Genomic DNA, 10,390 nt, shown 5'->3' with positions numbered 1-10,390 from the left:
AGCAAGAGCTGTATTAGGACGGAAACCAACTGCAAGAACAACCATGTCAACATCGAATGTTTCTTTGTCAGTGATCAAGCGTTCAACTTTACCGCCACCTTCGATAGCTTTAACAGTTTGTCCAAGTGCCAAGCGGATATTGTGGTCTTCCAAGTTCTTAGCCATCAATTGCGTGAAGTCTTTATCGTAGTAACCGTTCAAGACTGTATCTACGATATCAACAAGGACAACTTCTTTTCCAAGACGTTCGAATGCTTCAGCAAGCTCAACACCGATGTATCCACCACCGACAACAGCGATACGATCAAGATGTTTGCTCTTGTCAGCAAGTTTATTGATAACTTCTTCAGCGTTTTGGTACAATTTAACGAATTGTACATTTTCAAGAGTTGCTTTGAATTCGCGGTTCCCCTTAACAATTTCAACACCTTCGATTGGTGGCAAGATTGGAGTTGAACCAGTCGCAAAGATCAATTTTTCGTATGATTCTTTGTGTTCTTTTCCATCAACTTCAGCAGTTACAACTTTGTTATCATAGTCAATTGAAAGAACTGGTGAGTTCATATAAACTTTAGCACCTTTTGCTTCCAATTTTTCTTTATCTGAGTAGAAGAGACCTTCTGGACCATCGATTTGCTCACCAATCCAAAGAGCCATTCCACATCCTAGGAATGAAATGTTTGAGTTTTGGTCAAAGACAACGATTTCATTTTCACTTCCAAAATTGTCCAACATAGTGTTGATACAAGCAGTTCCAGCGTGGTTAGCACCCACGACTACGATTTTACTCATAAGATAATTCCTACCTTTAATTTTTTATTTACCTTTCTAGTATATCATTATCTGTGAGCGTTTACAAGCTTTTTGACTAGTTTGCTGTTTTTTTGAAATTTTTTTGAAATATATATCAATTTATTTTCAACTTTTTCAAATTTTTTTGCACATTCTTTATTTATTCAAGCATATTTCTTGACTTTTTGTAAAAAATAATTTGTGAAAACGCTGACTTTGTGATATTCTATTTATATGGAAATGAAATATAAATCTTCAGATTGCTTTCATATCTGGATTTACAACTATTTCCAATTGATTTGAAGGGAGTTGATTCTTTGCCTCTCAGTTCATTATCTGAACGGTTAATGGGAACTACGATTACTATTTCCTTGGTACATGAACAAGCGGACAATCTTCTCCGTCAAGCTTTTGATTTGCTCAAGGAACTTGAATTTCGATTTAATGCTAATAGCACCGAATCGGAATTGATGGAAATTAACTATCAGTCAGGAATTGCCCCAGTTAAGGTCCACCCTGATCTGTTTGAACTGATTTCTTTAGGATTAGAACATAGTCTAGCTCCTGGAAGTCATCTCAATATCAGCATCGGTCCCTTGGTACAAACCTGGCGTATTGGTTTTTCCGACGCAAAAGTTGCTAGTCCTGAAGAAATTTCTTCGGTTTTACCATTGATAGATCCCCGTTTTATCAAACTTGATTCAATTGCTTCTACTGTTTTCTTAGAAAAGAAAGGAATGAAAATTGATTTAGGTTGTTTAGCCAAGGGCTATAGCGCAGATAAGGTTGCTACTTTCTTAAAAGAAAATGGTGTCACTTCTGCTCTTATCAATCTTGGGGGAAATATCCTTACCATTGGTAATAACCAAGCCAGAAATGGACAACCTTGGCAAATTGGTATTCAAGACCCTAATCATCCACGTGGTAATCACCTTATGACCTTATCTATTACTGGAAAATCCGTTGTTACTTCTGGAATTTATGAACGGCATCTTGAAATCGATGGAAAGGATTATCATCACATTTTCGACAGCGAAACTGGCTATCCTATTGAAACGGATTTGGCTAGTATAACGATTATATCTGACCGCTCTGTTGACGGGGAGATATGGACCACACGATTGTTTGGTGAACGTAGCGCTTCTATTATGTGGCAAGTCGAAAATATTGAAGGTATCGAAACCATCCTCATTGACAAAGATGGACACGTTGCTTGTTCATCTGGTATCCAAAGATAAATAATAAATAATGCAAAAAGAGAAAGGAAAGCTCATGCTAAAACTTATTGCTATTGTAGGAACTAACTCAAAACGTTCCACAAACCGTCAACTGCTTCAATATATGCAAAAACACTTTGCTGATAAAGCAGAAATCGAATTGGTAGAAATCAAAGACCTACCAGTCTTCAACAAACCTGCAGATAAACTTATTCCTGCAGAAGCCTTAGAAATTGTTGCAAAAATTGAAGCAGCTGAGGGTGTGATTATCGGTACTCCTGAATACGATCACTCAATTCCTGCTGTTCTTATGAGCGCTCTTGCTTGGATTTCTTATGGAGTATTTCCACTTCTTAACAAACCAGTGATGATCACAGGTGCTTCATACGGTACACTCGGTTCATCACGTGCTCAATTGCAACTCCGTCAAATCTTGAATGCACCAGAAATTAAAGCAAATGTTCTCCCAGATGAGTTCTTGCTCTCTCATTCTCTTCAAGCATTCGATAAGAATGGTGACTTGGTAGATCTTGATGTAATCAAGAAATTGGATGCCATCTTTGATGACTTCCGTATCTTTGTCAAGATTACTGAAAAATTACGTAATGCACAAGAACTTCTTCGTAAAGATGCAGAAGAATTTGACTGGGAAAATTTGTAAGATAGGAGATCGAAAGAATGAAATTTGTTGGACTTGTTGGATCAAACTACGACCAATCATATAACCGCAAACTCTTGGAATTCATCCGTCGTAACTTCAAACTAAAATTTGAATTAGAAGTTCTTGAAATCGATGAAGTTCCAATGTTTAACCAAGACGAAAAATGGGACGAAAGCTTCCAGTTGCGCCTTCTTTACAACAAAATTACTCGTGCTGATGGTGTGATTATTGCTACTCCTGAGCACAACCATACAATTTCTGCTTCACTCAAGTCAGTTCTTGAATGGCTTTCATATGAAGTACATCCATTCGAAAACAAACCAGTGATGATCGTGGGTGCTTCTTACTACGACCAAGGAACTTCTCGTGCGCAAGTTCACCTTCGTAAGATTCTTGACGCTCCAGGTGTAAATGCCTATACTCTTCCAGGGAATGAATTCCTTCTTGGAAAAGCTAAAGAAGCTTTTGATGCTAACGGAAATATTATCAACGAAGGAACTGTTAAATTCCTTGAAACTTGTTTAGATAACTTTGTCAAATACGTAGGAGTCGTTTCTAAATTGAAAAAACCAAAACCAATTGAACCAGAAGACTTGGATTGTGGAAAACCAATCGCTACAACTATTACAGAAGTTGATCCTGACGATCCAAACTGGGTAGAAAAAGTTGCAGAAATCACAGGTGCTGTTTCAGGTGATACATATGTTAAACTTGACCATGGTATCTTGACTGTTAACCAAATTGATATGTTCTTGAAAGCTATGCCTTTTGAATTGACATACGCTGACGATAACAACCAATTCCTCTACTACAACAATGCTCACCAAGATCCTGATACAATGTTTGCAAAACGTGTACCATCTCAATCTGGTAGCCGTATGTCAACCGTTCACGGTTCTCTCCCACCAGCACGTATGAAAAACGTTGAGTGGGTTATTGGAACACTTCGCAATGGTAACCAAGAATACGTACGTACAATTGTTCCTGGTTCTCCTGCCGGTGTTATCAACACTCACAACTACCAAGCTATGTACTATCCTGACGGATCATATGCCGGTATCAATGAAATTGTCTTTAACTTCCAACCATGGCTTGACTGGTACTTGAAAGAAACAGGTCAACGCTTGGTAGGTGGTAGCGGACCTTTTGCTCCTGCTGCTGGAGGTCATGGCGACGCAGATGCTACTTCTGGCGCTTCTGACTCAGCTGATGGCGGCCATGGAGATGCGGATGCTACTTCAGGTGCAAGTAACTAATACTCAATGAAAATCAAAGAGCAAACTAGGAAGCTAGCCGCAGGCTGTACTTGAGTACGGCAAGGTGAAGCTGACGTGGTTTGAATTTGATTTTCGAAGAGTATAAAATTTAATACTAAAGGAACCTCTTTAGGTTCCTTTTTTTAAAACAAAAACTCGGTTAGATTTTACTAACCGAGTTTTCTATATCTCAAAATTATGAATTTGGATCATCAAGACTTCGACCATGTAAGCCTTTTTCCCGTTGTACCTGACGAAGTTTTTCAGGAGTCACATCATTTCCATCTTCATCTACGATTTTGATTCCTTCAATGTGATGACGAACTGAACGACGATAGCCTTCGATATATTCCTCACGAAGTTTAGCTTGTTCTACTTTTTCTTCTGCAGTCAAGCCTTCAGTTTTTTCTTTTTCGCAAGCTCATTAATACGAGCGATTTTTTCTGGTGTCATATTTGAACCTCCAATCTACTTTTTAATTTCTATTTTGTATTAAGAAGATTAAAAGCAGCGACAGTTTTTGCTTTATTCACAAGTTCAGTTAGAATAGCTAGGCGATTATTCTTAACATCAACATCCTCTGCCATAACCATTGTATTGTCAAAGAATGCATCAATAACAGGACTAAGAGCAAATAACTGCGTTAATTTATCACTAGCTGAACCTTTCAATTCTAGATTTTCTACTGCTTGAGCTAGTTCTTTTTCCTGTTCATTTTCAAAGAGACTAGTATCAACTTTGACTGAACCTTCTGCTTTTTCCGCTAGGTTAAAGGCACGAGATAAGGATTCAACAGCTGGTTTGTAGTCACTATTTAGAGATGCTTCTTTCAGTGCTTCTGCTGCTTCAATCATATCAGAAACAACAAAGTTTGAACTTGCAAGAACAGCCTCTTTAATATCTTTTGCAGTAGAACCCATCATCTTATCAACACGAGCTTTGATGAAGTTAAGCACTTCTTCTTGATTATCGTAAGTTAGGCTATCAAATGATAAAGCATAAAGGCTAGCAATCAATTCGTCCATTGGAATATTCCAGCCGAAGTCTTCCAAGATACGGACAATCCCTTGTGTTGCACGACGAAGAGCATAAGGGTCATTTGAACCAGATGGAATCAAGCCAACAGAGAAGAAAGATAAGAGAGTATCCAATTTATCAGCTAGTGCAAGGATAGCTCCGACTTTAGACTCAGGAAGAGCACCATCTGCAGAATCTGGAAGGTAGTGTTCACGAATAGCTTGTGCTACTGCTGCATTCTCACCAGCGAGAAGAGCATATTTCTCACCCATGATCCCTTGAAGCTCATCAAATTCACCAACCATACCAGTCAAGAGGTCAAACTTATAAATAGCTGCAGCACGAGCAAGGTCAACAGTTTCATCAACTGATAAACCTGCTTTTTCTGCCAAAAGGATAGCAATTTGCCCTGTACGAATCATGTGCTCACGAAGTGAACCAATCTTTTCATGGAAGGTTACGTGTGATAATTTAGCTACAAGATCTTCAATCTTGAGTTTTTGGTCTTCACGCCAGAAGAATTCACCATCTTCAAGACGTGCCACCAAGACTTTCTCATTTCCTCGGATGACATTATCCAGATACTCTGCATTTCCGTTACGAACAGAAATAAAGTTTGGTTTTAGATTTCCGTCAATGTCACGTACTACAAAGTAGCGTTGGTGAGTTTCCATTGAAGTGACCAAGACTTCTTCTGGAACCTCTAGGTACTTAGGATCAAAATTCCCCATGAAGGCAGTTGGATATTCAACCAAATTCAAAACTTCATTCAAGAGTCCTTCATCAATTTGTACCTGTACACCTTCTGCAGCTTCGATAGCCTTAATTTGCTCACGAATCATATTTTCGCGTTCAATGCTATCTGCAATAACATAAACTTTGCGCAGGTCTTCTTCATAGCTGTCAGCATGCTGAATTTCTACTTCGTGACCAAGGAAACGATGTCCACGGCTAACTCTTCCTGAATGAATATCTAAGAAATCCATATCGAGTGCCACATCATCCAAAAGAACTGTCAACGTATGGACTGGACGGATATATTCAAAGGTATTGTTTGCCCAGTGCATACTTACTGGGAAGCTTAAGCTAGCCAATACTTCTGGAATTCCAGTCAAAACTTCCTCAGCTGGTTTTCCAGCTTCATGCTTAGTTACGTAGACATATTCTTCACCTTTGATTTCACGGAATTCGATATCATCTACAGTCAAGCCTTTACCACGGACAAACCCTTGCGCTGCTTTAGAGAAATTTCCTTCTGCATCCAAAGCAATTTTTTTAGAAGGTCCTTTAAAATCTTCAGTCAAATCCGTTTGTTGGTCTGCTAAGCCAAGTACGCGAACAGCCAAACGACGTGGAGTTGAAAAAGTTTGAATTCCTTCGTATGAAAGGCGGTTATTATCCAAAAAGGCTGCCATTTTTTCACCTAGTTGTTTTTCACTTGGTGTGACAACGTAGGCTGGTAACTCTTCGAGTCCTAGTTCTACTAATAAATTTTTTGCCATGTTTTTTCCTTTACAAAATTTCTTCTTTTTGATAGTCACCTTAGGTACTGGGGACGTTGCTAACTAACTTTGTGAGTCTGTGGGGAAATCTTCTGTCTTCTTGACAAAGATTTCCAACAGTCTCATCAAAGTGGATTTAGCCAACTGATTTTTGAACCTAAAGTTTCAAAAATCCCCAGATAGCAGTACGGCGGTGCCTATCCCTTTAGCAAGTCTTCGACTTGCCTCTGAGTGCCATACGGGCTCACTTTGTTCGCCCTTTTTCTATTCTTGTAACTGTTTTTATTCTTCCTCTTCTGCTAGGAGTTTGGCGCGTGTAGCTTCGTCAAGAAGTGGGTAACCAAGTTTCTTGCGTTCAGCTACGAATGTTTTAGCTACGACACGGGCTAAGTTACGAATACGTGCGATATAACCAGCACGTTCTGTAACGGATACTGCTCCACGAGCATCAAGCAAGTTGAAGGTATGTGAACATTTCAAAACGTAGTCATAGGCTGGGTGAACAAGACCCAATTCCAAGGCACGCCCAGCTTCTTTTTCAAACTTTTCAAAGTTTTCAAGAAGCATATCTTGGTCAGAAACTTCAAAACTGTATTTTGAATGCTCGTATTCTGGTTGAAGGAAGATTTCTCCATATTTAACACCTGGAGCCCACTCAATATCGTAAACAGAATCTACTTCTTGGATGTAAGAAGCTAAACGCTCTAAACCATAAGTAACTTCAGCGGTAACAGGTCCAGTTGCCAAACCACCGACTTGTTGGAAGTAAGTGAACTGAGTGATTTCCATACCATCAAGCCACACTTCCCATCCAAGACCAGCTGAACCAGTTGATGGGTTTTCCCAGTTATCTTCAACGAAACGAATATCGTGTTCCAAAGGATTGATTCCCAATTTTTCCAATGACTCAAGGTAGAGCTCTTGGATGTTTGAAGGTGATGGTTTCATGACCACTTGGAATTGATGGTGTTGGTAAAGACGGTTTGGATTTTCCCCGTAACGACCGTCTGCTGGACGACGTGATGGCTCTACATAAGCCGCATTCCATGGCTCAGGACCAATAGCACGAAGGAAAGTATAAGGGCTCATAGTTCCCGCACCCTTTTCATTATCATAAGCCTGCATGAGCATACAACCCTGATCATTCCAGTATTGTTGCAAAGTAAGGATAATTTCCTGGAAAGTCAATTTTTTAGACATTATTAACTCCTTTTTCTATAATTTCTTGCGACCTAGAATACAAAAAGAACCGTGTCTTTGCTCCTAAGTCAAGTGACCTAGGGGCGTCAGAAACGCGGTTCCACCCTAATTTATTACTTCATTATTTTTTAAAATTTACCAAAAGCGCCACACTCATCTCTCAATCACCTGACTCTCACTATCACAGGCTCGCTTGGGATTTACTGATAAGATATTCTTTCTTGTCGTCTATTATAACAAAAAGGAATGAAAAAGTAAAATTATTTTATCACTAGTTCTATATATTTCTTAGCCAAATTAATTTAACTACCTCTTTTATGTCCCTTTTTGAACAAAAAGAAAAACCACTAATCCTAAGACTAGCGGTTTAATCATGTTTTTAAGCTACAAATGTAGTTGCTCTATTATTTAAGAGTAACAATTTGCTAATCTTATTTTCTCCCAGTATTAGTGGGTTAATTCCTCCATTTTCAACTTTGGCAGGAATTTGGTAGGTAAATTGATAATCCAAGATTATCTAAACTGTCTGTAATCTCTTCTGAAATTGTTGAATCACCTGAATAATACCAGTGACTATATGTATTCAACGTGGTTGACTTATCAGCATGTCCTAATCGATATGAAACATATAAGGTATCCTTATGCAATACATTTATAAGATAGGAAGCATGACTATGTCTTAAACCTTTCCCCGTAATTTCTGGTACACCAGTAATCCTAGCATGTCTTTTTATTATCCTAGAAATTGTAGACTTACACAAGGGGGCACCAAAACGTGATATTACATAATCTTTATCATCATTCTTGATTTGAACTTCTCGCCATTTTTTAAGTATTGTAATCGTAAAATCATCTAAATCAATTTTACGATTCCCTGCTACTGTCTTTGTTTGTTGTTTAGCATACCATACACCGTTTTTGTCTTTCTCAATTGTCGAATGAACATGAATCCATTTACGTTCAAAATCAATATCTTCCCATTTAAGAGCAATACCCTCACTAACTCTTAAGCCAGTCATAAAATATAACCAGATCATCATGTAATTATGTAGTCCCTCATACTCACTAATATCAAAAGAGTTTATTACCTTCTTAAATTCATCAAATGTCCAAAATTTTGTATCAGGGTGCTTTCCTCTAGGATTATCTAATCCTTTAAAAGGAACTCTATCAATATAACCCAATCTTTCTGCATAGCCCAGACATGCTTTAAATCTAGACCACATATTTTTAGCATAGTTACTAGAATACTTGTCTATAATAGCTAAGCGAAATCTTTCACAGTCAATAGTACTAATATCTGATAATTTTTTACTACCAAATTGCTTAATAAATAACTGATGATGTGGTAAAGCGGTCTGATAAGTTACAAATTGAACTTTTTGTTGATAGTATTTTAAATAAATCTCTTCCATAAACTCTCTAAAAGTTAGAAAACTATTATTAATAGTAGAGTTCACAAATTCATGTTTTAAACGAAGTATCTCTTCATATGCTTCCTTAAAAGAATTAAACGGTAGTCCCTGTTGATTTTTCCTTCCTTTCTTTTGAATTCTTTTCCCAGTTATTGGATCAACTCCTAATTCAATTTGAAAATAAATTTTTCCTTTTGAATCTTTGTATACACCTTTATATTTCTTTGTCTTTGATATAACCATTTTTCTCACCTTCTATATCTGAAAAAGAAATACCAATTAAATTTTCTACAATATTTTTAGGAGCAATGCCTAACCTTTTATTATCGAAAGGTGAACATCCTAATTGTACCGCATTCTTATCATTTTTTCTAGCTTCTTCAAACTTTTTTACAGCAATCTTTTTTGCTTGTCTAATAATATTTCTAGATGTGTGCTCTGGAAAACCAATCGCAACTAAATCTTTATAGTTTACTGTTTCCATTATTTTACTACTTCCTTTCTTAGATTTTTTCACCTCCATGGCATGACTGATGAAGTCATCATAAGAATTTCACTTGCTGCTCTTTTACGGTGGCAGCCTGAACGGTCAGAAGTATCATTGTATATCATTTGTATCATGGCATATAAAGTATCGCTCTATTTTATTGATGGTTTTAAAATCGCTCTTATCATGGCGAGCCATTCAAATCTGCTCCACAAATGAGGAAAGTACCATTTTGGACTATTCAATTGTCAAAGAACAAATAAAAAATCTCCTCATTTTCACACTCTATGAAGTTGAGGAGATTATTTTCTAAAGCGAATTTTATCAGGAAAATCTGTTAATCCCAATAGATAGTCTGTACTGACATCGTAAAAGTTTGAGAGAGTTACCAATACATCTGCCGTCAAGGCATGCTCACCCCGTTCAATTTTAGCATAAGCTGAGTTTGTAAACGAAAGTATTTTAGCTATTTGTTTTTGGGTCAAATCGTGATCTTCCCTCAAATCTCTCAAACGTCTGTACATCTAGCTTTCTCCTAAGAAAAAGTATAGACCATAATTTTTAAATATTTAATATATTGTCCAAATCGGACAACAGGATTTTCAGACCTATATATAGACTTATATTTTTATGTATTTTTCTTAAAAAAAAGAGTAAGTAATAATTGCTTTCTCAACTACACTCACTCGATTTTTGAATGCTATTTTGAATAGATCTCTTCAAAAAAATTTTTTGTTATTATTTTGATAAATATTTACCATTATATTATAGGTATTATATGATAAAATTAGCTATCAAAATATCGGTATGTTCCACTCAAAAATTCATAAGTAAATAACTTTT

At 37.1% G+C, this 10,390-nt stretch carries 9 protein-coding genes and 1 pseudogene; 3 read left to right on the top strand and 7 right to left on the bottom strand.

The window, feature by feature from the left end; genetic code table 11:
* A partial coding sequence (locus SINDD18_RS11190; RefSeq protein ID WP_241497311.1) for an NAD(P)/FAD-dependent oxidoreductase occupies positions 1-792 on the bottom strand: 792 nt, incomplete at its 3' end.
* Positions 793-1,109: 317 nt separating this feature from the next.
* Here SINDD18_RS11190 and SINDD18_RS02600 point away from each other — a divergent pair.
* From SINDD18_RS02600 to SINDD18_RS02590, 3 genes are read left to right on the top strand one after another with little or no spacing between them, the layout of a single operon-like run.
* Positions 1,110-2,030: an FAD:protein FMN transferase gene (locus SINDD18_RS02600; protein ID WP_061862975.1), complete on the top strand. Its 921-nt coding sequence runs from the start codon at positions 1,110-1,112 to the stop codon at positions 2,028-2,030.
* A 34-nt stretch (positions 2,031-2,064) separates the two neighbouring features.
* Positions 2,065-2,670 carry an NADPH-dependent FMN reductase gene (locus SINDD18_RS02595; protein ID WP_061862974.1) on the top strand — a complete coding sequence of 202 codons (606 nt, stop codon included), beginning with the start codon at positions 2,065-2,067 and terminating at the stop codon, positions 2,668-2,670.
* Positions 2,671-2,687: 17 nt separating this feature from the next.
* Complete coding sequence (locus SINDD18_RS02590) at positions 2,688-3,926, top strand: NAD(P)H-dependent oxidoreductase (protein ID WP_000673684.1); 1,239 nt, start codon at positions 2,688-2,690, stop codon at positions 3,924-3,926.
* A 196-nt stretch (positions 3,927-4,122) separates the two neighbouring features.
* Here the strand turns inward: SINDD18_RS02590 and SINDD18_RS02585 are convergent.
* The 6 genes and pseudogenes from SINDD18_RS02585 to SINDD18_RS02560 form a co-directional block, all read right to left on the bottom strand.
* Positions 4,123-4,379, bottom strand: a pseudogene (locus SINDD18_RS02585) (DUF896 family protein).
* A gap of 29 nt (positions 4,380-4,408) precedes the next feature.
* Positions 4,409-6,445 carry a glycine--tRNA ligase subunit beta gene (glyS, locus tag SINDD18_RS02580; protein ID WP_061862973.1) on the bottom strand — a complete coding sequence of 679 codons (2,037 nt, stop codon included), beginning with the start codon at positions 6,443-6,445 and terminating at the stop codon, positions 4,409-4,411.
* 282 nt (positions 6,446-6,727) lie between these two features.
* Entirely contained in the window at positions 6,728-7,645 is a 918-nt protein-coding gene (gene glyQ, locus SINDD18_RS02575; protein ID WP_000038760.1) for a glycine--tRNA ligase subunit alpha, read from the bottom strand.
* Positions 7,646-8,115: 470 nt separating this feature from the next.
* Complete coding sequence (locus SINDD18_RS02570; RefSeq protein WP_000237020.1) at positions 8,116-9,303, bottom strand: tyrosine-type recombinase/integrase; 1,188 nt, start codon at positions 9,301-9,303, stop codon at positions 8,116-8,118.
* Positions 9,275-9,544, bottom strand: a complete 270-nt coding sequence (locus SINDD18_RS02565; protein WP_000450956.1) for a DUF3173 family protein — start codon at positions 9,542-9,544, stop codon at positions 9,275-9,277. Before SINDD18_RS02565 ends, SINDD18_RS02570 begins: the two co-directional genes overlap by 29 nt.
* A 305-nt stretch (positions 9,545-9,849) precedes the next feature.
* Entirely contained in the window at positions 9,850-10,071 is a 222-nt protein-coding gene (locus SINDD18_RS02560; RefSeq protein WP_000286248.1) for a helix-turn-helix domain-containing protein, read from the bottom strand.
* Positions 10,072-10,390 lie beyond the last annotated feature (319 nt).

This window comes from Streptococcus infantis (genome assembly GCF_001579645.1).
Taxonomy (GTDB): Bacteria; Bacillota; Bacilli; order Lactobacillales; family Streptococcaceae; genus Streptococcus; species Streptococcus infantis_E.
Note: the sequence above shows the minus strand (reverse complement) of the source record. Positions and strands in the feature narration are given on the sequence as shown.